At 59.7% G+C, this 22522-nt stretch carries 20 protein-coding genes; 14 read left to right on the forward strand and 6 right to left on the reverse strand.

What is annotated here, in order from left to right:
- Positions 1-37 precede the first annotated feature (37 nt).
- Positions 38-967, forward strand: coding sequence for a zinc ABC transporter substrate-binding protein ZnuA (gene znuA / locus AC3ITA_RS00335; RefSeq protein WP_150671868.1), 930 nt, complete (start codon positions 38-40; stop codon positions 965-967).
- Between the two features lie 71 nt (positions 968-1038).
- On the opposite strand, the gene AC3ITA_RS00340 is transcribed toward znuA, so the two are convergent.
- Together AC3ITA_RS00340 and AC3ITA_RS00345 are read right to left on the reverse strand one after the other, a co-directional pair.
- Positions 1039-1989 carry a homoserine kinase gene (locus AC3ITA_RS00340; RefSeq protein WP_489279073.1) on the reverse strand — a complete coding sequence of 317 codons (951 nt, stop codon included), beginning with the start codon at positions 1987-1989 and terminating at the stop codon, positions 1039-1041.
- A 60-nt stretch (positions 1990-2049) separates the two neighbouring features.
- Positions 2050-2337 carry a DUF2782 domain-containing protein gene (locus tag AC3ITA_RS00345; RefSeq protein WP_095942975.1) on the reverse strand — a complete coding sequence of 96 codons (288 nt, stop codon included), beginning with the start codon at positions 2335-2337 and terminating at the stop codon, positions 2050-2052.
- 74 nt (positions 2338-2411) lie between these two features.
- On the opposite strand from AC3ITA_RS00345, the gene polA reads away from it, so the two are divergent.
- Positions 2412-5225 (forward strand): DNA polymerase I, encoded by a 2814-nt coding sequence (gene polA / locus AC3ITA_RS00350; RefSeq protein WP_489279075.1) that lies wholly within the window; start codon positions 2412-2414, stop codon positions 5223-5225.
- A gap of 400 nt (positions 5226-5625) precedes the next feature.
- Here the strand turns inward: polA and yihA are convergent, their stop codons facing one another.
- Positions 5626-6270 carry a ribosome biogenesis GTP-binding protein YihA/YsxC gene (gene yihA, locus AC3ITA_RS00355; protein WP_414929614.1) on the reverse strand — a complete coding sequence of 215 codons (645 nt, stop codon included), beginning with the start codon at positions 6268-6270 and terminating at the stop codon, positions 5626-5628.
- 191 nt (positions 6271-6461) lie between these two features.
- Here yihA and AC3ITA_RS00360 point away from each other — a divergent pair, with 191 nt between their 5' ends.
- The 7 genes from AC3ITA_RS00360 (at position 6462) to AC3ITA_RS00390 (ending at position 13706) form a co-directional block, all read left to right on the forward strand.
- The gene (locus AC3ITA_RS00360; RefSeq protein WP_095942973.1) at positions 6462-6752 is read left to right on the forward strand and encodes a c-type cytochrome; all 291 of its coding nucleotides are present in this window, start codon (positions 6462-6464) and stop codon (positions 6750-6752) included.
- Positions 6753-6797: 45 nt separating this feature from the next.
- Complete coding sequence (locus AC3ITA_RS00365) at positions 6798-7427, forward strand: c-type cytochrome (protein WP_095942972.1); 630 nt, start codon at positions 6798-6800, stop codon at positions 7425-7427.
- Between the two features lie 198 nt (positions 7428-7625).
- On the forward strand, positions 7626-8267 hold the full coding sequence (locus AC3ITA_RS00370; protein ID WP_489279078.1) for a thiol:disulfide interchange protein DsbA/DsbL: 642 nt from the start codon (positions 7626-7628) through the stop codon (positions 8265-8267).
- A 14-nt stretch (positions 8268-8281) separates the two neighbouring features.
- The gene (locus AC3ITA_RS00375) at positions 8282-9160 is read left to right on the forward strand and encodes an endonuclease/exonuclease/phosphatase family protein (RefSeq protein ID WP_057712592.1); all 879 of its coding nucleotides are present in this window, start codon (positions 8282-8284) and stop codon (positions 9158-9160) included.
- A complete protein-coding gene (locus AC3ITA_RS00380; protein WP_489279080.1) occupies positions 9157-11133 on the forward strand; it encodes a GGDEF domain-containing protein in 1977 nt (658 codons plus the stop codon). Before AC3ITA_RS00375 ends, AC3ITA_RS00380 begins: the two co-directional genes overlap by 4 nt.
- Before the next feature lie 103 nt (positions 11134-11236).
- A complete protein-coding gene (locus tag AC3ITA_RS00385) occupies positions 11237-12016 on the forward strand; it encodes an N-acetylmuramoyl-L-alanine amidase (protein ID WP_095943056.1) in 780 nt (259 codons plus the stop codon).
- Between the two features lie 76 nt (positions 12017-12092).
- Entirely contained in the window at positions 12093-13706 is a 1614-nt protein-coding gene (locus AC3ITA_RS00390; RefSeq protein WP_095942968.1) for an EAL domain-containing protein, read from the forward strand.
- Positions 13707-13713: 7 nt separating this feature from the next.
- Here the strand turns inward: AC3ITA_RS00390 and AC3ITA_RS00395 are convergent, their stop codons facing one another.
- Both AC3ITA_RS00395 and algB read right to left on the reverse strand, forming a co-directional pair.
- Positions 13714-15504 (reverse strand): ATP-binding protein, encoded by a 1791-nt coding sequence (locus AC3ITA_RS00395; protein WP_489279083.1) that lies wholly within the window; start codon positions 15502-15504, stop codon positions 13714-13716.
- A 10-nt stretch (positions 15505-15514) separates the two neighbouring features.
- Complete coding sequence (algB, locus tag AC3ITA_RS00400; RefSeq protein ID WP_150671863.1) at positions 15515-16861, reverse strand: sigma-54-dependent response regulator transcription factor AlgB; 1347 nt, start codon at positions 16859-16861, stop codon at positions 15515-15517.
- Positions 16862-17300: 439 nt separating this feature from the next.
- On the opposite strand from algB, the gene AC3ITA_RS00405 reads away from it, so the two are divergent.
- From AC3ITA_RS00405 to AC3ITA_RS00425, 5 genes are all read left to right on the forward strand, one after another.
- A complete protein-coding gene (locus AC3ITA_RS00405; protein ID WP_095942965.1) occupies positions 17301-17588 on the forward strand; it encodes a hypothetical protein in 288 nt (95 codons plus the stop codon).
- A 72-nt stretch (positions 17589-17660) separates the two neighbouring features.
- A complete protein-coding gene (locus AC3ITA_RS00410; protein ID WP_095942964.1) occupies positions 17661-17825 on the forward strand; it encodes a DUF1328 domain-containing protein in 165 nt (54 codons plus the stop codon).
- Positions 17826-18073: 248 nt separating this feature from the next.
- The gene (locus tag AC3ITA_RS00415; RefSeq protein WP_489279086.1) at positions 18074-18379 is read left to right on the forward strand and encodes a hypothetical protein; all 306 of its coding nucleotides are present in this window, start codon (positions 18074-18076) and stop codon (positions 18377-18379) included.
- A 285-nt stretch (positions 18380-18664) separates the two neighbouring features.
- The gene (gene gltP / locus AC3ITA_RS00420; protein WP_095942963.1) at positions 18665-19996 is read left to right on the forward strand and encodes a glutamate/aspartate:proton symporter GltP; all 1332 of its coding nucleotides are present in this window, start codon (positions 18665-18667) and stop codon (positions 19994-19996) included.
- Between the two features lie 205 nt (positions 19997-20201).
- Entirely contained in the window at positions 20202-21431 is a 1230-nt protein-coding gene (locus AC3ITA_RS00425) for a nucleoside recognition domain-containing protein (protein WP_095942962.1), read from the forward strand.
- On the opposite strand, the gene AC3ITA_RS00430 is transcribed toward AC3ITA_RS00425, so the two are convergent.
- A complete protein-coding gene (locus AC3ITA_RS00430; protein WP_489279089.1) occupies positions 21413-22510 on the reverse strand; it encodes an aminopeptidase in 1098 nt (365 codons plus the stop codon). The two genes, AC3ITA_RS00425 and AC3ITA_RS00430, sit on opposite strands and share 19 nt — an antisense overlap.
- Positions 22511-22522 lie beyond the last annotated feature (12 nt).

A 22522-nucleotide genomic window follows, 5' to 3' on the forward strand; every position in this document is an offset into this window, starting at 1 on the left:
ATTATGTTACCCGTTCTCGCCTCTTCGAGTGGTCATCGTGTCCCGACTTTTTTCTGTTTTTGTCGCATTTATCGCAAGTTTTCTGCTGATCGGTCCGGCGCAGGCCGAGGTCAAGGTCCTTACCAGCATCAAGCCTCTGCAGTTGATCGCCGCGGCGGTGCAGGACGGCGTGGCGATCCCCGAGGTTTTGCTGCCACCGGGTGCCTCACCGCATAACTATGCGTTGCGCCCTTCCGACGTACGCAAGGTGCAATCGGTGGACCTGCTGTACTGGATCGGCCCGGACATGGAAGGCTTCCTGCCACGGGTACTCAATGGTCGTACGTTGCCCAACGTCGCCGTGCAGGATTTGCCAGGCATGAAACTGCGCCGCTTTGCCGAAGATAGCCACTCCCACGCGGAAGAGGCCGAACAGGCCGAAGACCACGACCACGATCACCGTCCGGGCAGCCTGGATGCGCACCTGTGGCTATCGCCGGTCAACGCCCGGGTCATCGCCACGAAAATGGCGGCGGACCTGAGTGTCGCCGATCCTGACAATGCCGCGCGCTATCAGAGCAATCTGAAAGCCTTTGACGATCGTCTCGATGCGTTGGATGCGCGCCTGAAGAAACGCCTGGCCGATGTTCAGGGCAAGCCTTACTTCGTTTTCCACGAAGCTTTCGACTACTTCGAGGACGCCTACGGCCTCAAGCACGTGGGCGTATTCAGCGTCGCGGCCGAAGTGCAACCCGGTGCCCAACATGTCGCGGCGATGCGTGCGCGTTTGCAGGAAGTCGGCAAGACGTGCGTGTTCAGCGAACCACCGCTGCGGCCGCGCCTGGCGGAAACCCTGGTGGCGGGTTTGCCGGTGAAACTGGCTGAGCTGGATGCGCTGGGCGGGTATACGCCGGCGACTGCTCAGGGTTATGAGCAGTTGTTGGAGAAGCTGGGGAATGATTTGGCGGGGTGCCTGGAGTCGTTGTAACCGCACCAGACATGTGGGAGCGAGCTTGCTCACTCCCACAGGGTTGCGGTGACCCTGCAGGAGCGAAGCTTTTAAAGGGCGAAAGGCAACGGCGTATTGACCGTCTGCCGTTGCGCCAGGCGCGACTGGAACTCCATCGGATCGTGAATCAACACGTCTTGTCCGGCGAATGACTCCGCCGCGATCAGGCGTGACAACCAGAACCGTACGCAAGCCACCCGCAGCATGGTCGGCCACAACTCGGCTTCGGCGGCGGTGAACGGTCGCAGGGCTGCGTAAGCGCCGAGCATGGCCCGCGCTCGCGGTCCATCGATCACGCCATCGTCGTCCGAGCACCAGTCGTTCAAGGCAATCGCCACGTCGTAGAGCATCGGCCCGGAACAGGCGTTGTAGAAATCGATCAGCCCGGTCAGGTGCGTGCCTTCGAACATCGCGTTGTCCCGGAACAGGTCGGCGTGAATGTTCGCCCGCGGCAGTGCCAGGATTTTTTCTTTCTGCCGGGTGATTTCTTCCAGCGCCCGCTGCAGCAGGTCTTTCTGTTCGGCACCGAGGTGCGACAAAAACTGCGTGCCCTCTTCCAGCATCCAGTCCAGGCCGCGATCGGTTTTGCGTTTGATCATATTGGCCTGGGTCGCCAGGTGCAGATGGCCGAGCAACTCGCCAATCTGTGCACAATGTTGCGCGTTGGCTTGCTTGATGTGCTTGCCGGTCAGGCGCGGTTGCAGCAGCGCAGGTTTGCCCGCCAGTTCGCGCAAGGCCACGCCGTCGGTGGTGCGCAAGGCGTAAGGCACCGGCAGGTCGGCGCTGTGCAGCACGTCGAGCAACTCGATGAAGAACGGCATTTCCTGGACCGGACCGCGCTCGACCAGGGTCAGGACGAACTCGCCCTGCTCCAGGCTGATGAAGAAATTGGTGTTTTCGCTACCGGCGGCAATCCCCTGGAAATCAAGCAGGCGGCCGAGGCCATAAGGGGCGAGAAAAGCTTCCAGCTCGGGCCGAGCCAGGGGGGTGAACACAGACATGTTTAAACTGCCAGTACGGGCGCCGCTCGTGAGCCGGCGCCGATTAAAGTTAAGGACGACTTACCACTTAAATATTTCCCACGCCGGAATCAGCATATCCGGGTAGTCGGAGCGGACGAAGTTACCCTCCGAACCATCCGCTCGCACCAGGAAATACGGCTTGCCAACCTTCGGGGTGACCTTGATGGCGTACAAAAAGCCGTTTTGGCGGTATTCCTGAATGGTTTTATCGCCTTCCGTGCGAATGGTTACATCCGGATCTGCCGATGGGGCGTCATCCGCCGCCATGACGGCCAAAGGTGTGATTGCAAACAAGCCAGCCAGCAACAGGCGATTTAGTGTGCGCATGATAACCTTGTCCCTTTGTCGTCAACGGTCCCGCTATTCTAGCGCCGGACCCGCCGAAAAGGTTGATCCTGCTCATGAGCCAAGCCCCCCTCGTCCTGGTGGACGGTTCTTCTTACCTGTACCGCGCCTTTCACGCGCTGCCACCGCTGACCACGTCCAAAGGCCTGCCGACCGGCGCGGTCAAGGGCGTGCTGAACATGCTCAAGAGCCTGCGCAAGCAATATCCGGATAGTCCGTTCGCCGTGGTGTTCGACGCCAAGGGTGGGACTTTTCGCGATGAGATGTTCGCCGAATACAAGGCCAACCGCCCGAGCATGCCCGACGACATGCGCGTGCAGATCGAGCCGCTGCACCAGAGTGTGATCGCCCTGGGCTTCCCGCTGCTGTGCGTCGAAGGCGTCGAGGCCGATGACGTAATCGGCACTCTGGCCCGCAGCAGCGCGGCGGCGGATCGCCCGGTGATCATCTCCACCGGTGACAAGGACATGGCGCAACTGGTCGACGGTCACATTACCTTGGTCAACACCATGACCGGTAGCAGCATGGACGTGGAGGGCGTGAAGGAGAAATTCGGCGTCGCTCCCGAGCAGATCATCGATTATCTGGCGCTCATGGGCGATTCTTCCGACAACATTCCGGGTGTTCCAGGTATCGGTCCGAAGACCGCTTCCGGTCTGCTGGTCGGTGTGAACGGCGGCCTGACCGAGCTCTATGCGCAGCTCGACATCGTGCCGACTCTGCCGATTCGCGGCGCCAAGACCCTGCCGGCCAAACTCGAAGAACACAGGGAAATGGCTTTCCTCTCTTATCGGCTGGCGACCATCAAGGTCGACGTGCCACTGGACATCGGTCTCGATGACCTGCAAATGGGCGCGGAAGATCCGGCGAAACTCTACGAGTTGTACACCCTGCTGGAGTTCAAGAGCTGGCTGAACGACCTGGATCGCGACGCCAAACGCCTGGAGCTGAGCGCTGCCGCCGAGCCGGGGCCGGTCGTTGATCTGTTTAGCGCCACCGAGGTCGAGGTCGAGGCCGCCGTCGTGGTGGTCACTGAAGTCCGATATGAAACCATCCTGGATCAGGCGCGTTTCGATGCCTGGCTGGAAAAACTGAACAACGCCCAGCTGTTTGCTTTCGACACCGAAACCACTGGCATCGATGCGCAGCAGGCGCAACTGGTGGGCCTGTCGTTCGCGGTGCAGGCCAACGAAGCGGCCTACATCCCGTTGACCCACTCCTACATCGGCGTACCGCAGCAACTGGACCGCGACACGGTCCTGCGCGCGCTCAAGCCGATTCTGGAAGATCCGAACAAGCTCAAGGTCGGCCAGCACGCCAAGTTCGACATGAACATCCTGGCCAACTGCGCCATCGGCGGCGATCAGGCAAACGGCATTACCGTGCGGGGCATCGCCTTCGACACCATGCTTGAGTCCTACGTGCTCAACTCCACGGCCACGCGCCATGACATGGACAGCCTGGCGCAGAAGTACCTGGACCACACCACGGTAAGTTTCCAGGACATCGCCGGCAAAGGCGTGAAGCAGCTGACGTTTGATCAGATCGCTCTGGAGCAGGCCGGGCCTTACGCCGCCGAAGATGCGGATATCACCTTGCGTCTGCACCAGACCCTGTTCGAAAAGCTCTCGGCCATTCCGAGCCTGGCCAGTGTGCTGACCGACATCGAAATCCCGTTGGTGCCGGTATTGGCGCGTATCGAGCGCCAGGGCGCATTCGTCGACGCCGCCTTGCTGGGCGTGCAAAGCATCGAACTGGGCGACAAGATGGTGGCGCTGGAGCGTGAAGCCTTCGAGATTGCCGGCGAGGAATTCAACCTCGGTTCGCCCAAGCAACTTGGCGTGATCCTTTACGAGAAGCTTGGCCTTCCGGTGTTGAAGAAAACCGCCAAGGGCCAGCCCTCCACCGCCGAAGAGGTGCTGGCCAAGCTGGCAGAAGACGACTACCGATTGCCGAAAGTGCTCATGGAATACCGCTCCATGAGCAAGCTGAAAAGCACCTACACCGACCGTCTGCCGGAGCAGATCAATCCGCGTACCGGGCGGATCCATACCTCGTACCACCAGGCTGTGGCATCCACCGGGCGGCTGTCCTCCAGTGATCCGAACCTGCAGAACATCCCGGTGCGCACCGCCGAAGGGCGTCGCATCCGCCAGGCCTTCGTGGCCCCGGCCGGTTACAAGCTGCTGGCGGCGGACTATTCGCAGATCGAACTGCGGATCATGGCTCACCTGTCCCGGGACGAAGGGCTGATGAACGCCTTCCGCCACAATCTGGACGTACACACCGCGACCGCCGCCGAAGTGTTCAAGGTCGAACTGGCCGACGTGACCTCCGACCAGCGCCGCAGCGCCAAGGCGATCAACTTCGGCCTGATCTACGGCATGGGCGCGCAAAAGCTCGGCAAGGACATCGGCGTCGACACCAAGACCGCCAAGGCCTACATCGATACCTACTTCGCTCGGTACCCCGGCGTTCGCCAGTACATGGACCGCACGCGTGCCCAGGCCGCCGAGCAAGGTTATGTCGAGACGTTCTTCGGCCGTCGCCTGTACCTGCCAGACATCAACTCCAACAAGCCGCAAGAGCGCGCCGCCGCCGAACGCACGGCGATCAACGCACCGATGCAAGGCACCGCGGCGGATATCATCAAGAAAGCCATGGTCGCGGTGGATAACTGGCTGACCGCGTCGGGCCTCGACGCCAAAGTCATCTTGCAGGTGCACGATGAGCTGGTGCTCGAGGTGCGTGAAGACCTGGTCGACCAGGTTCGCGATGAAATTCGCGTGCACATGAGCGAGGCAGCGAAACTGGATGTGCCGTTGCTGGTCGAAGTGGGTGTCGGAAACAACTGGGATGAGGCTCACTGAGCCTTCTTGTAGGAGCGAGCTTGTTCGCGATGGAGTGTCAGGCACATCGATTTCGACTGAAATTCCATCGCGAGCAAGCTCGCTCCTACAGAAAATTGTCGTGTTCTGTTGCGGCATAGTGCCGCGGGGCGAAAACAGCTTAGTCCGAAAGGCAGTCAGAGTTATTTCAAAGCTATTTGAAAAAAATCTGAACTAATCTTGCATACCACCACTCAGAGTTACTGAATGGCTGGTGAAGCCCTTCGATGCTCCTATGTTGTGTTAAGTGTTGGCAGATATCTGGACCCCGCCCTAGCGGTCTAGAGCTTGAACCCCGGAACTTCTCCCTCCCCATATGAAGCCCGGGGTTTTTTTTGCCCCGAGAAAACTGCCTGCGTGCGCCGCAGGCAGTTTTCGGCACTTACTGAGCTTCTGCCTCGACACCCTTGTCCGCCAGCTCCATCCAGCCAGCCAGTACGGTGTAGGCATCTTCCAGGCCCATGCGTTTTGGGGCCGAAAACAGCTGGATTGTCACCAGATCGCCCCAGCCCTTGCGGATTTCCGCCTGAACCTTGAGCAGTGTGTTCTTGGCCGCGCCATAGGTCAGCTTGTCCGCTTTGGTCAGCAGAATGTGCATCGGCATGCCGGCAGCCACGGCCCAGTCGAGCATCAGCAGGTCGAAGTCGGTCATCGGATGGCGGATGTCCATCATCAGGATCAGACCTTTCAAACTCTCGCGACCACCCAGATATGCCTCCAGGTGACGCTGCCAGTGTTGCTTGAGCGGGATCGGTACTTTTGCATAACCGTAACCCGGCAGGTCGACCAGACGGCGTTCATCGTCTAGCTTGAAGAAGTTCAACAGCTGTGTGCGCCCCGGGGTTTTCGAGGTGCGCGCCAGGCTGGCGTGGGTCAGGGTGTTCAAGGCACTCGACTTGCCGGCGTTGGAACGCCCGGCGAAGGCGACTTCGAAGCCCTCGTCATCCGGACATTGGTCGACTTTGGCGGCGCTGAGCATGAAGGTGGACTGTTGGCACAGACCGAGGATGGGATTCTTGAGTTGCATGGGATTTCCGATGTGGGCGGCGCCAGGAATGGGGGCGGCAAGCAGTGTCGCTTCCGTTTCAGTGACGCCAGTATATAATGCCGCAGATTTTGTGTGCGCTTTGTCCCAGCGTAGGATGAAGTTCACGAGAGCGACAGACCTTGATTGCGCACTAGAACGCAGCTCGCTCTCAACCCTGAAAAGGTCGTTTTATGACGAAATGGCTGCTAGCTGCCGGTGTCTTGATGCCGCTTTACAGCGCTCAGGCTACACAGGATCCGCAAGCTGTGTACAACCGTGTTTGTGGTGCCTGTCATTCCGGCCAACTCCCCATGGCGCCGAAAAAAGGCGATCAGGAAGCTTGGACGCCGAGGTTGGCGAAAGGTATGGAGACGCTGGTGCAACACGTGACCCAGGGTTTCAAGGCGATGCCGCCGCGTGGTTTGTGCATGGACTGCAGTGCCGAGGATTACCAAGCCATCATCCTTTGGATGAGCGAGTAAGCCCGGTCCATAACTCTTAACCCTTAGCCGTAGTTGGATTAGCTGATGAAGAAATTGATCGTGAGTCTGCTGTTGACCGTGGGCATCTCCGGCATGGCCCATGCTGCAGGTGAGGCAGTACAACCGGGTGATGCAAAAGCCGGCCAGGCCAAAGCCGCCGTCTGTGGCGCCTGCCACGGCCCGGATGGCAACAGCATGGCGCCAAACTTTCCAAAACTGGCGGGTCAGGGTGAACGCTACCTGACCAAGCAATTGCACGACATCAAGTCGGGCAAGCGCACCGTTCTGGAGATGACCGGCCTGCTGACCAACCTGAGCGATCAGGACCTGGCGGACATCGCCGCCTACTTCGCCAGCCAGAAAGGCAGCGTCGGAGCCGCCGATCCGAAGATCGTCGCTCGCGGTGAAGCCCTGTTCCGTGGTGGTGACCTGGCCAAGGGCCTGCCAGCCTGCACCGGTTGCCACTCGCCAAATGGCGCAGGTAACGCGGCTGCCGGTTTCCCGCACCTGGGTGGCCAGCACGCTCAATACGTCGGCAAGCAACTGGTCGATTTCCGCAAGGAAGACGGCGGCCGTACCAACGACGGCGATACCAAACCCATGCAGAGCATTGCCAAGAAGCTGAGCGACGAAGACATCGCCGCGGTGTCCAGCTACATTCAGGGCCTGCACTAAGGCCGGTGGATCGGGCGTTGAACGGCGTGCTGATCGCCTGCAACGTTAACGCTCGATTAATCCGTTGCAACGAGTATAAAAAGGGTGGCCTTGGCCGCCCTTTTTTGTGGCCGCTGCCGTTACACTACAGAACTCAAGCCCGCCAGGATCTGTCTGAAAACAACCGCGCGAGGCGAAAAAATTGTCCAGGAGTAAAGCATGCGTAATCTGATCATCAGCGCCGTTTTTGCCGCTGCCAGCCTGTTCGGCATGACTGCCCAGGCTGCTGACGCCCCCGCCGCACCTTATGTCGAACTGAGCAATCCGGTTCCGGTCGCCGTGCCTGGCAAGATCGAAGTGGTAGAGCTGTTCTGGTACGGCTGCCCGCATTGCTACGCCTTCGAGCCAGTGATCAATCCGTGGGTCGAGAAGCTGCCTTCGGACGTGAACTTCGTGCGCATTCCAGCCATGTTCGGTGGCCCGTGGGACGCTCACGGTCAGATGTTCCTGACACTTGAAGCCATGGGTGTCGAGCACAACGTTCACGCCGCGGTATTCAATGCGATTCAGAAAGAACACAAGAAACTGACCGACAAGGATGAAATGGCCGACTTCCTCGCTACCCAAGGCGTGGACAAGGACAAGTTCCTCGCGACTTTCGACTCTTTCGCTATCAAGGGTCAGATCGTCAAGGCTCGTGAACTGGCCAAGAAGTATGAAATCTCCGGCGTTCCAACCATGATCGTCAACGGTAAGTACCGCTTTGACGTGGGTTCTGCCGGCGGTGCCGAACAGGCTCTGCAACTGGCCGACAAACTGATCGACAAAGAGCGGGCGGCTAACAAGGCTGCCGCCAACTAAGGGCAGTCACTGCCATGCGCCGATGGGGCACTGAACGCATCGTTGGCCTGCATGATCCGCGGGTCAACGAACATCATCTGGAGTCCACGGGCCTGCCCGCAGACAGTCGTCTGCGCTTGCTCAGTTTCAATATCCAGGTCGGCATCAGTACCGAGCGCTATCGGCATTACCTGACCCGGGGCTGGCAGCACCTGCTGCCGCACACCGGGCGTGCCGACAATCTGCAGAAAATCGGCAATCTGCTGGGCGACTTCGATCTGGTCGCCTTGCAAGAGGCTGATGGCGGCAGCCTGCGATCAGGCTACGTCAATCAGGTCGAACACCTGGCCCAGCTCGGTGCCTTTCCCTACTGGTATCAACAACTCAATCGCAATCTTGGTCGCCTGGCCCAGCACAGCAATGGCGTGCTCAGCCGATTGCGCCCGTGGGCAATTGAAGATCATCCGTTGCCGGGGCCAAAGGGTCGCGGAGCCATTCTGGTACGGTTCGGCGAAGGTCCGGAAGCACTGGTGGTGGTCATGATGCACCTGGCGTTGGGCGCCCGGGCACGCAGTCTGCAACTGGCCTATATCCGCGAGTTGATTGGCGACTACAAGCATCAGGTACTGATGGGCGACATGAACACCCATGCCAGTGACCTGCTGCAACATTCCCCGTTGCGCGATCTCGGCCTGCTCGCGCCGCAACTGGAAGCGACGTTTCCCAGCTGGCGCCCACAGCGTTGCCTGGACCATATCCTGCTGAGCCCGAGCCTGACCCTGGAAAAGGTCGAGGTGCTGGCACAGCCCATTTCCGATCACCTGCCGGTCGCGGTAGAGATTCGTTTGCCGGGTTCGCTCACGGCCGATGCATTGCCCGCGTTGAGTCCTGCCCCTCGCGGATCCCATGAATGAGCGACGAAGCACAGCGCTGGAAAGAGAAATACCTCAAAAGCATCGAACAACAGGAAAAGCTCGAACGTCGCTGGGACGCGCGGCTCGACTTGCTGCGTCGCGGGCTGGTGCGCAGCACCCTGGCGGCGGAAGGTACAGACCGCGCGGTTGACCAATGCATGAAGGAAATGCGCGAGGTCGTGCGCACCGATGACATGGACGCCGGCCTGGCCGCGCTGATTCCACGCCTGGAAAAAGCCGTGCTCGACTCGGAGCAGCGACGGGAAACCCGGGTCAACCAGACCAGTGCCGCCCTGACTGCGCTGGTCACGCAATTGCAAACATTACCGCTGCCGCGGGATGTGAGCCGGCCACTCAAGAGTTTCGCCAAGCAGCTGGAGGCGCGGGTCAGTCAGGCACGTGAGATACCCTTGCTGCTCAGCGAGCTGAGTGGCTTGCAGGGCCAAGCCCTGAGCCAGCTGGAGACCCCGACGGAGAACGGCCGGCCGGGCTTGCTGCAGCGGTTGTTCGGCGGTCGTGAAGCGGAGGAGGCGGCATCAACGGTTATTTCTCCTGACCTGGTCCCTGTAGCCGAGAACCCTGCGGCAACTTTCGAGATTCCCCCTGCTGAGCGGGTTGAAGACGACTCCGCACCGACCGAGCCAACCGTGGCTGCGCCTGCTCCGGCAGTCGTGGCTTTTGCCTCCCCGGCTGTGGAATCTCAACCGGCCAGTGCCGCCGCGATAGAAATCGAACCGGCCGAGCAACCGACACCGGAAACCATCTCGACGCTTTCTGAGTCGGAATCAAACCCAGACGAGCTGACCGTGCAAGCATCGCCCGATAGCTTGCCTTTACCTCCGATGCCCATGGAGGACGTAGCCGCCGTCGATCAGGCACCCTCCGAACACGACATTCTCTACGCACTCCCGGATTCCCCCGAGCCCTCCTACAGCTCGGTGGCCAGCCACATCGAAGACACGCTGCTGGGGCTACTCGACGATCTGACATTGCCCGAGCGTCATCGCCCGCAAGCCGAATCCATGCGCGATCGTCTGAAAAACGGTCTGAACTGGTACGAGTTGCTGCCGATCCTCGACGACTTCGCCACCTTGATGCTGGCCATTACCGACAGCGGCCAGCATGAGTTCGAAGCCTATCTGCAACGACTGAACGAGCGCCTCGAATCGTTCCAGAGCAACTTGCAGGCCGCCACCGCAGGACACGCCGACAACCGTTCGGCCGCGCGGCAGATGGACACGCAGATCCGCGAACAGGTCGATGGCCTGCAAAGCAGCATGCAGGAAGCCGCGGACCTGGAAGATCTCAAGCACGTACTGGAAAACCATCTCGAAGGCTTGCTGGGCACCATGGATCAGCACCAGAAGCAGCGCGATGAGCGTGAGCAAGAAGTCGCTGCGCGCCTGCACAGTCTGGCCGAGCGGGTCGCCCATATGGAACAGGAGGCCCAGGGTTACCGCGAGCACCTAGAAGAGCAGCGGCAGAAGGCATTGGTCGACCCGTTGACCGGGCTGCCCAACCGCGCGACCTGGAGCGAGCGCCTGCATCATGAAGTCACACGATGGCAGCAACATGGCAACACGCTGTTGCTGGCCATGCTCGACCTCGATCATTTCAAGCGCATCAACGATAACTACGGGCACCTGGCCGGTGACAAAGTGCTGAAAATCATTGCCAGCGTGTTGCGCAAGCGGCTGCGCGGGACGGATTTCATTGCCCGGTTTGGCGGCGAGGAGTTTGTGCTGTTAATGCCATCCACGGTGCCGGCGGCGGGGCTGAAGTTGCTGGAAAGCTTGCGGGCCTCCATTGAGGCCTGCCCGTTCCACTTCAAGGGAGAGCCGGTGACCATCACCGTGTCTATCGGGATGACGGCGTTCAGGCCGGGTGAACATGGCGATCAGGTGCTTAAAAGAGCCGATCAGGCGCTGTATCGCGCGAAAAATGCCGGCCGCAACCGGGTGGAACCCAGCTGACGGTTATTTGTTCCATTTTGTTTAATTCGATGGGATTACCGTCTGCCAGCAAGGCATTACGTTACACTGTTGCATTATTGTCTTGTGTGTAATGCCTTTCGCCATGAAATATTTTGCTCTGATCGTATCGCTGATTGTGCTTGCCGGCTGTGCCAGCGGTCCTCGTTTCGACACTAGCCACCCTTCGGCCAATTACGACAGCCGCGTGCAATTTGTGGTGGTGCATTACACCAATGCCTCGCTGGAGCGTTCATTGCAATTGCTGACCCACGGTGAAGTCAGCAGCCATTACCTGATCGGTGACGACAAGGGCGCCACCATCTACAAGCTGATGGATGAAAACGTGCGGGCCTGGCACGCCGGGGAGAGCGAGTGGGATGGCCGAACCTGGCTGAATTCCAGCTCCATCGGTATCGAAATCGTCAATCCGGGGTTCAAGGACACCCCGACCGGACGCCTGTGGTATCCCTACACCGAAGATCAGGTCCAGTCGTTGATCGTGTTGCTAAAGGACATCAGCAAGCGTCACGGCATAAAACCTCGCGACATCATTGGCCATAGCGATATCGCACCCTTGCGCAAGCTGGACCCGGGGCCGCTGTTTCCCTGGAAGCGTCTGGCTTTTGAAGGCCTGGGCATCTGGCCGAATGAACAGTCGGTGGCACGCCAGCAAATGTTGTTCGCCGAGCAGTTGCCGAGCATCAGCTGGTTTCAGGCGCAGTTGGCCCGCCTGGGTTATGCTTCGCCACAAACCGGCGAGCTCGATGTCGCGACGCGACATGTGATCGCGGCATTTCAGATGCATTTCCGTCCGGCGCGCTTCGATGGCACTCCGGATGCGCAAACTGCCGCGCTATTGTTGGTGTTGAATCAGACAAAATAATGACGCCCGCCCGACGGTCAGGGCTTTTTTCCAATCAGCAGCTATAACTCATTGGTAATCCTTCGGATATTTCACAATGACTGCTGCTCGAGAGACCTTCCGTAGTTGGTTCCATCGCCCCTGGTTCCTGGGGCTGATGTCTACTGTCTTGAGCGCAACGTTATTGATGGCCGGCAGCCTGTTCGTCGCCATACACCAGGTCGAGCAAAACGAAAGCGAAGAAATGAATGCTCAGGGCGAACGCTTCCTCGCCCGTCTGGAACAGCTCTTCGGTCAATTGCGTGAAAGTCTTGACGACCTTGAAGCGCAACCGTTGCGCGGCTGCGATGCTGAAATGATCGCAACCTTGCAGCAGGTTTCGTTCAATTATCGCTTCGTCTACGAAGCCGCCTACATGGACTCCTCGCGAATCTGCTCCAATCGCCCCCGCCAGGAAGGGTTGTCGCTGAGTCGATCGCCAGACATCAAAGGCCCGACTTACAGCTATTGGCTCAACACCACCACCGAACCCGATGAAAACCGCGCCGCGCTGATGCTCGGGCGCGGGAATTTTCGGGTCGCGACCTCTCGCGGGCATTTGACCGATATGGTCGACCTGTCGCCGGGCAGCAGCTTACTGGTGGTCCTCGACCATGGCGCGCGCGCGATTCCGGTGCTCGGCGCTTCTCAGGTCTGGCCGCCGACCGAGGCCTGGCCACCGAAAAACCGTGATGCGCTGCAGATCACCCAGGCACGCCTGATATACCGCATGCCCACCGACAACCCGGAATATCAATTGGTGTTGATCAGCCCACGCACCGGCATGCATATCCCGGCGGTCTGGTGGTGGTTGTTGCCGGCCAGCCTCGGGCTGGGCACCTGTGTTGGGTTCCTGGTGTTTCTGCTGGTACGCCAGCGGCAGTCGCTGGACGCCGAACTGACCGGGGCGATTCGCCGTGGCGAGTTGCAGGTGCTGTATCAACCGATCTTCGACCTTGATAGCCGCAACTGTGTCGGGGCTGAAGCACTGCTTCGCTGGCGCAGGCCGGACGGCACCCTGACCAGTCCCGACCTGTTCATTCCGATGGCGGAGAACACCGGGCAGATTCGCCAGATGACGGACTTCGTCCTGCAACGCCTGCTCGAGCAACTCGGCCAGTTGCTGCGTGCCAACCCGCAGTTGTACATCTCGGTCAATCTCGCGGCGTGTGATGTGATGGTTCCGCGGATCGGCCAGGTGATGGCGCGGCTGCTGACCCTGCATCGCGTCGCTGCGCGGCAAATTGCCTTTGAAGTCACCGAGCGCGGGCTAGTCGATGTGGTGGTGGCCCGGGAAAACCTGCAAGCGCTGCGGGATGTCGGGCACCAGGTGTTGATCGATGACTTTGGCACCGGCTATTGCAGCCTCGCCTATTTGCAGACCCTGCCGGTCGATTGCCTGAAAATCGACAAGGCGTTCATTGATGCGCTGGGCCATGACGCCGCCAGCAGCGGCGTGGCCCCGCACATCATTCACATGGCCCAGTCGCTGCACCTGAAGGTGATTGCCGAGGGTATCGAGCATGAGGCCCAGGCCGCGTTCCTGTGCAGCGAAGGCGTGAAGTTCGGCCAGGGCTGGCTTTTCGCCCGCGCGCTGAGCGCAGTGCAGTTCACTGAATTGATTACCCGGGGGCGTCGTCGGGGAGGCCGGCGCCTGGATGATGAAGCGTGAGGGTGATCTACACGGTCAGCGTCATATAGAACTGAGTACCCTGCCCCGGCCGTGAATAGACGCCTATCCGCCCGCCATGCAATTGCACGATTTCCTTGCACAAGGCCAGCCCGAGCCCTGCCCCGCCTTTCTTGCGTCCAACCTGCACGAACGGCTCGAAGATACGCCCCTGCTGACCGTAGGCAATGCCTTCACCGTTGTCCTCGACACTGATGATGACCCGGTCTCCGTGCCGCCGGGCCTGCAGGCGTATCCGCCCACCGGAGCCGGTGTGACGCAAGGCGTTGTCGAGTAAGTTGTCGAGTACCCGGTCCAGTTGTGGCGGGTCGGCCTGCAACCGCGGCAAAGGTCCCTGCACTTCCACCAGCAGATTGATCTCCTTTTCTTCGGCCGCCGTGGCAAAGCGTGACTGTGCCTGTTCCAGCAACGCCTCGATGGAGCACGGCGTCAGGGTGAGTTTCTGCAAACCGTTCTGGTAACGGGAGAAATTCAGCAGGTCATTGATCAGCTGCATCAGCCGCTGCATCTCTTCATTCACGGTATTGAGCAGGTCGGCTTCCCGGGAGTCCGGAGCAAAGTGCGCGCGCTCACGGAACAATCCGAAGGCCATGTGCATGCCGGTGACCGGTGTGCGCAACTCATGGGAAGCGCGCAATACAAATTCGCTGCGTACCCGTTCGAAGGCTCGTTGTTCGGTGACGTCATGCAGCACCATCACGGCACCCAGGATATGGCCCTGGGTATGGCTGACCGGGGTCAGGCTGTAGGTCAGCAGTCGAGACTCGCCATCGACTTCGACACTCAAGTCTTCCGGTGCCCGCTCCAGCGTGCCCCCGCGCAGCACCAGTTGCAGCTGCTCATCGAGCTCGGGGCGCTCCAGCGCCGTGCCCAACCCCTGACCCAGACGATCGGACTCCCAGCCCAACTGACGCTGGGCCACAGGGTTAAGGTGTTCCAGATGGCCCTGGCGGTCGATCATCAGCAGTCCGTCGTCAATGCTGTCGAGCACGGCCTGCAAGCGTTGCTGGCCGGCCAGCAGCTCATCGACGTTGGTGGCCTGATGTTCGCGCAGCGCCTGGGCCATGATCCCGAAGCGCCGGGTCAGTTGGTTCAGTTCCATCGCCGAAGAAATTGGCAGGGTGACATCGAAATTGCCTTGGCCGATATTGTCCGCCGCCTTGGCCAAGGCCTCGATGGGCTCCCCGAAACGTCGGGCAATGGCCTGCGCGGTCACGAAGCCGATGATCAGCACTGCCAGCCCCACCAGGCCAAGCAACCCGGCAATCAGCAGTGCCTGCTCCCGGGCCTGGCGCTCGGTACCGCTGATGTTATCCAGCGCGCGCTTGTGCTCGGCGATCAGACCGTTGCGTAGCGCGTTGAATTTTTCCGTCAGGTTGTCGTGGCTGCTGAGCACATTCGACGGGTCCGGGGAGGTTTCATAAGCCTGGATAAAGCTCTCGTAGTCGGCCTTGGCTTTTCTGAAGCCGTGCTCGCTTTCGGTTTCTGCCGGCTCCTGGGCGATGCCTTCCTCCAGCAATTCGAAGTAATGCTGCTTCGAGGCGGCGAAAGCGGCGGAGTCAGGCTTCTCGCTGAGCATGATGATCAGTTGATCACCCAGGGTCTGACGCAGCTTGAGCCCCAGGTCCAGGGTGATGAAGTTACTGCGGATCAGTACTTCCTGGCTTCCGGCCATTTGCATCACGCTGACCAGCCCGAGCAAGAGCCCGAGCAACGCGACGGTGATCAGTGCGGAGATGCTCAGGAAAAGCCGGGTCCGCAATTTCAGCGGCAGTTTCATCGGCTAATGCTCACAAGTTGTACTGCTTGCGTTTGCGGTACAGCGTCGAGGCGTCGATGCCGAGGGTTTTCGCCGCTTGATCCAGGGTGTCGGCGGTGGCGAGGACCGCCCCGATGTGAGCCTTTTCCAGCTCCTCCAGGCTCAACGCCGCGCCGATGTGCGGTGCATTGTTGACCGGGGTTTCGGCCATGCCCAAATGACTGATCTCGACCCGTTCCTGCGGACAGATGATGCTTGCCCGTTCAATCACATTGCGCAGCTCACGGATGTTGCCCGGCCAGCGATAGCCCAGCAGTGCTTCCCGGGCCTCGTCGCTGAAGGCGCGCGCGGGACGGGCGTACTCCTTGACGAAGCGCGCCAGGAAGCGGTCGGCCAGGTTGAGAATATCTTCGCGGCGTTCGCGTAGCGGTGGCAGGTGCAAGGTAATGACATTCAGGCGATAGAGCAGGTCTTCACGGAAGCGACCGTCGCGCACCATGTCCTCAAGGATGAGGTTGGTGGCCGCAAGGATGCGCACATCGGCACGGCGGGTCACCGGATCACCGACGCGCTCATATTCCTTGTCCTGAATAAAACGCAGCAACTTCGGCTGCAATGCCAGGGGAAAGTCGCCGATCTCGTCGAGAAACAGCGTTCCGCCGTCGGCCTGGCTGACTCGCCCCAAGGTACTTTCGCTGGCGCCGGTGAAGGCGCCGCGGCTGTGGCCGAAGAGTTCGCTTTCCATGAGCTCGGCGGTCAGCGACGGGCAGTTGATCGTGACGCAGGATTTTTTCGCGCGTTTGCTCCAGCCGTGAATGGCTTGGGACAGTTCGCCCTTGCCGGTACCTGACTCACCCAGAATCAGGATATTGGCATCGGTCGTGGCAACCTGGCGGGCGGTTTCGAGTACCACTTTCATGGCCGGGCTGTGGGAGTCCAGACCATCCTGGGGCTTGCGCACCTCGCCTTCCAGGGCTTCCAGTCGCGCCGAAAGTTGCCGCACTTCCAGTTGCTTGGCGGCTGCCAGCCGCAATTGATCGGGGCTGCACGGTTTGACCAGATAGTCGACGGCGCCGGCCTGAATCGCATCCACTGCCGTGTCGACGGCTGAGTGGGCAGTGACGATCACCACCCGCATCCAGGGTGCCTGGATACGCATTTGGGCCAGCACATCAAGGCCGTTGTCTTCACCCAGGCGCAAGTCGAGGAAGCACAGGTCGAAGACCTGCCGCTGCAACAAGACTTCTGCCTGCGCGGCGCTGGTGGCGGTGGCCACGCTGTAGCCTTCGTCTTCGAGGCAGTAACGGAAAGTACGCAGGATGGCGGACTCATCATCCACCAGCAGAATGCGGCCTTGATGCTCAGTGGCGGATTCCATTTTCCTACGCTCCTTAATGAAAGATCTTAATTTAGTCCCGGAGAAATCGGGCAAGTTGCATGATTGATTCTGAGCCTTTCCTGTTCAGGCAGAGTAGCTCTCATCCGATGCATCGGTTAGCCACATGATTTTGCGGGTCTTTTGATTGATACCCGGTCTCTGCCGGCGGCCAGCGTGAGTCTCTGACCTGCGCACCCTCCTCTCAATTCAAAAAATTTAAGCCTTCCTTCAATTCAATCGTGCAATACGCACGACGGCACAAGGGGCATCGTGCAGGATGCGCGCGGAGTGGTTTCTTTGATGCTAATAACACATTGATACTAAAGGAAATATTTTCGAATCAAGGCTGGCATGCGCCCTGCAGTTGTCTGGTTAACCAGGGCATTCATAAGCAAGCGCCCGCTATCGAATACCGACCCCCAGTGGCAGGAGCTCCAGGATGAAACGTCAACATGCCGCCCACCTGCACCTCTGGCCTGTGCATATCCAGCAAGGACTGTTTGCTGTTCTGGCGCTGTTGATCACCCTGATCGGCGGCCAGCAGTTTCTGCGCTGGGAGCTGAGCCGGCAGCCGGAAGCTCCATGCCTGTCGATTGCGCATCCGGCCCAAACCCATTTCAGCGCTGTCAGCCGCGAGCAGGCCGATAGCACCCCGACGCGCATGATGGATGTCGACCAGGCCGGGCCTGTGGGTGAGATACGTCATCAAGAGCGTTGGGTGTTCTAGGCAAAACTTCCGCCGCACCCCATGCGCCGGGAAAACGCAGCACCTCTAAACAGAAGCGTAAGGAGAATCACCATGTTGAGCTGGGCAATCACATTCCTGATCATCGCCATCATCGCCGCTGTACTGGGCTTCGGTGGTATCGCGGGCACCGCCACGGGTATCGCCAAGATTCTGTTTATCGTGTTCCTGGTGATGTTCATTGCCTCCTTCTTCTTTGGCCGTCGCGGTCGAGGCTGATATGAGAGGGGTGTTCAAGACACTGGCAGCCGCCCTGCTGTTGGGCGGTAGTGCCATGGCATGCGGGCTGGCGTTTCCCCGGTATGCCTGACCTGCGCATGCAGGGCTTGTTGGCAGGACAGAATTTGTACACGAAGGAGGTCACAGCGCCTCTTTCCACCTGCGCCACCTGAGGAGGGTCGGCGCATGACCAAGGGGTCGGGACGTTCTGCCTGTTTCAGGGGCGGAGTGACCTACAGGTACAGGGAGTGCCTGCGCAAGGGCCGGGTCAGGAAAAGCTGCTGCGCAAGTTCGTCGGACTGCCAAGGCTCGACGGGCTTGCGAAGGGCTTGATCAAGCAACACTTTGAAATAGAGCGCTCGTCCCGTTTCATCACTGTTTTCTCGTCCTTGTCCTTGTTACGTCGGAAAATACTTTTCCCGGTGTTTCATCTGCGACCGTATATCGAGAAAAATCACCTTTCTTTGGCCGCGATTTTTCCCTTCGTCCTGCGGGATTTTGCTGAAAAACCAACGCTCGGCCACTGCTCAAAAAATATTCAATCTGCTCTGTGATGGCCGGTTCACGGCACTTATGCCTGCCGAAATGTCGTATTCGAACCGGTTGGGACGCGCGTTTCGCTAAAAAAACCTCATGCCGATTCGGCATGGGGTAGGCGTTTACGGCATTAGACGGCGCTCCCTTGCATCGGAATAGTTGCGCCTTTTTTCGCCTGCCAGAGAGCTGCAAACACGAGCTCCGGGGCACCTTATACGGGGGGCAGATGCACTGGACTTTTTCGCCATAAGCGTTCCAGTTCGCGCATCTCCCTGAGTCAAACAATAAGTAAGGGTAAAGATATGAAGAAGGCAAAGCTTAGCCTCGCCTGGCAGATCCTCATCGGTCTGGTATTGGGGATTGCAATCGGTGCGCTGCTCAACCATTTCAGTGCCGAAAAAGCCTGGTGGATCAGCAACGTTCTGCAACCGGCAGGCGATATCTTTATCCGTCTGATCAAGATGATCGTGATCCCGATCGTCATTTCCTCTTTGATCGTCGGCATTGCCGGCGTCGGTGACGCCAAGAAGCTGGGGCGCATCGGCTTCAAGACCATCATCTACTTCGAGATCGTCACCACCATCGCCATCGTGGTCGGTCTGCTGCTGGCCAACCTGTTCCATCCGGGTGCCGGCATCGACATGAGCACCCTGGGCACTGTGGATATTTCCAAGTACCAGGCCACGGCGGCCGAGGTTCAGCATGAACACGCGTTCATCCAAACCATCCTCAACCTGATCCCGTCGAACATCTTCGCGGCGATGGTTCGCGGCGAAATGCTGCCGATCATCTTCTTCTCCGTATTGTTCGGTCTCGGTTTGTCGAGCCTGCAGGCAGACCTGCGCGAGCCGCTGGTGAAGATGTTCCAGGGCGTATCGGAAAGCATGTTCAAGGTCACTCACATGATCATGAACTACGCCCCGATCGGCGTGTTCGCACTGATCGCGGTGACTGTGGCCAACTTCGGCTTCGCCTCGCTGATACCGCTGGCCAAACTGGTGATCCTGGTTTACGTCGCCATCGCCTTCTTCGCTTTCGTGATCCTGGGCCTGATCGCTCGTCTGTTCGGGTTCTCGGTGATCAAGCTGATGCGCATCTTCAAGGATGAGCTGGTACTGGCCTACTCCACCGCCAGCTCTGAAACCGTGCTGCCGCGAGTGATCGAGAAGATGGAAGCCTACGGCGCGCCGAAGGCCATTTGCAGCTTCGTGGTGCCGACCGGTTACTCGTTCAACCTCGACGGCTCGACCCTGTACCAAAGTATCGCGGCAATCTTCATTGCCCAGCTGTATGGCATCGACCTGTCGATCAGCCAGCAACTGCTGCTGGTACTGACCCTGATGGTCACCTCCAAAGGCATCGCCGGTGTACCGGGCGTGTCCTTCGTGGTGCTGCTGGCCACCCTGGGCAGCGTCGGTATTCCGCTGGAAGGCCTGGCGTTCATCGCTGGTGTCGACCGCGTCATGGACATGGCCCGTACCGCACTGAACGTGATCGGCAACGCCCTGGCCGTTCTGGTTATCGCTCGTTGGGAAGGCATGTACGACGACGCCAAGGGCCAGCGCTACTGGAACTCCCTGCCGCACTGGCGCAGCAAGGAAAAGCTGCCAGCCGGCGAAGTTTCCAGCAACTGACACAAATCCCCCTGTAGGAGTGAGCCTGCTCGCGATAGCGCAATTTCGAACAACAGAGATGTTGAATGTACCGCCCTCATCGCGAGCAGGCTCGCTCCTACAGTGAGCAGCGCAGGCAGTAACAAACAAACCCCGGAGAAATCCGGGGTTTGTCGTTTCTGGCCACCCCGCTATCATTCGCGGATCTTTTGGGGGGATTTGACTGATGCTCAATGGCCTGTGGCTTGGCTTCTTCATCGTGGCAGCCGTATCGGCGCTGGCCCAGTGGCTGATTGGCGGCAACGCCGGGATATTCGCGGCGATGGTGGAAAGCATTTTTGCCATGGCCAAGCTGTCGGTCGAAGTCATGGTGCTGCTGTTCGGCACCCTCACCCTCTGGCTGGGCTTTTTGCGCATCGCCGAGAAAGCCGGCATCGTCGAATGGTTGGCCAAGGCCTTGGGGCCACTGTTCTTGCGCCTGATGCCTGAAGTCCCGCCGGGCCATCCGGCCATCGGCCTGATCACCCTCAACTTCGCCGCCAATGGCCTGGGCCTGGACAACGCCGCCACACCGATCGGTCTCAAGGCCATGAAAGCGCTGCAAGAACTCAATCCCAGCGCGACCGTCGCCAGCAACGCACAGATCCTGTTCCTGGTGCTCAACGCCTCCTCGCTGACCCTGCTGCCGGTGACGATCTTCATGTATCGCGCCCAGCAAGGCGCGCCTGACCCGACGCTGGTGTTCCTGCCGATCCTGCTGGCGACCAGTTGCTCGACCATTGTCGGCTTCCTGTCGGTGGCATTCATGCAGCGATTGCGCATCTGGGACCCGGTGGTGCTGGCCTACCTGATCCCCGGCGCCCTCGCCCTCGGTGGTTTCATGGCGTTGCTGGCGACCCTTTCGGCGACTGCGCTGGCCGGCCTGTCATCGATACTCGGCAACCTGACGCTGTTTGGCCTGATCATGCTGTTTTTAATGATCGGCGCGCTGCGCAAAGTGAAGGTCTACGAGGCCTTCGTTGAAGGAGCCAAAGAGGGTTTTGACGTCGCCAGGAACCTGCTGCCCTACTTGGTGGCGATGCTCTGCGCGGTGGGCGTACTGCGCGCGTCCGGGGCTCTGGACTTCGGTCTGGACGGGATCCGTCATCTGGTGGAATGGGCCGGTTGGGACACACGTTTCGTTGACGCCCTGCCGACGGCGATGGTCAAACCCTTCTCCGGTAGCGCCGCCCGGGCGATGCTGATTGAAACCATGAAGACCTCGGGCGTGGACAGCTTCCCGGCGCTGGTGGCGGCAACGGTCCAGGGCAGTACCGAAACGACGTTCTATGTCCTGGCGGTGTACTTCGGCGCCGTGGGTATCCAGCGCGCACGCCATGCCGTCGGTTGTGCATTGCTGGCCGAGCTTGCCGGGGTGCTGGGCGCGATCGGGGTTTGCTACTGGTTCTTTGGTTGATTGGCTCCGTCAGCCAAAGCCTTCAGCGTGGCCTTGCGCTCGTCCGTCGGCAAGGCGCCAAGCTTTTCCACGGCGGCGTAAAATTTAAGCCAGTCGCCATTTTCCTGATGAAACAGCGCGCCAAATGCCGGCACCCATTGGTCGTACAAGCCAAACGGCAATAGCCGGGCATTGTTCATGGGTGCATGGATCCAGGCGTCGTAGCGTTTGTCTGCGGCCCACTGACTGTCGCGCAATTGCCGGTATTCGTTGCGCAAGCGCTCGAATTCGGCCGCCTTGCGCTGGCGCATTTGTTCGGTGGGCAGCGGCAAGGTGTAGAGCTTCTCCAGTCGGGTGCGGGTGTTGAGCACCAACTCGGTGAACTGTTCGCGCTGACGTGCCTGCGCATTGTTGTCCGGTGGCAGGTGGCGGTAGGCGCGCCATTGGCGAGTACCTTCCTGCTCGACGAAGGTGGCGAAGGATTCGTTGAACTCCGTGTCGTCCTTCACATAGACGCGTTGATGGGCCAGTTCGTGAAAGATCAGCGTGGCCAGTCGTTCATCCCCCCAGCCCATCATCGAACTGATGATCGGGTCGTTGAACCAGCCGAGTGTCGAATAGGCCTCGACGCCGCCAATCGACACGTCCATGCCTTGCAAGCGTTGCAAAGCCGCTGCGCCGCGGGCTGCGCTCTGGTTGTAGTAACCGCGATAGGCCACGCAACCGGCAATGGGGAAGCAGTGGTTTATGGGCTTGAGGGAAAATTCCGGCGTAGCGAAGACATTCCAGACGACGAAGGGACGCCCAATGTCCGCGTACAAGCGGTAACTCTGGTTATCCGGCAGGTGCAATTGCTGGCTGGCGAAGGTTCGGGCCTTTTGCGATTGCTCCAGGTGTATACGCAGTTTTTGGTCGCGCGCCGGGTTGGCAATCACGCTGGAAACCGGCTCCCTGGTCCGCAGCAACTGAAGTTGGCCGCTGACCAGTTGGCTGTAATAGCTGGCGCTGGTGCAGCCGTTGAGCAACAAAAACAACAGGCTCGGAAACAAAACGCGAAAAACGCGATCAAGTAACCCAAGGCTAGGAAGCGGCCTGATCACAATAATTCTTCC

The sequence above is a fragment of the Pseudomonas sp. GL_090 genome (assembly GCF_057837765.1).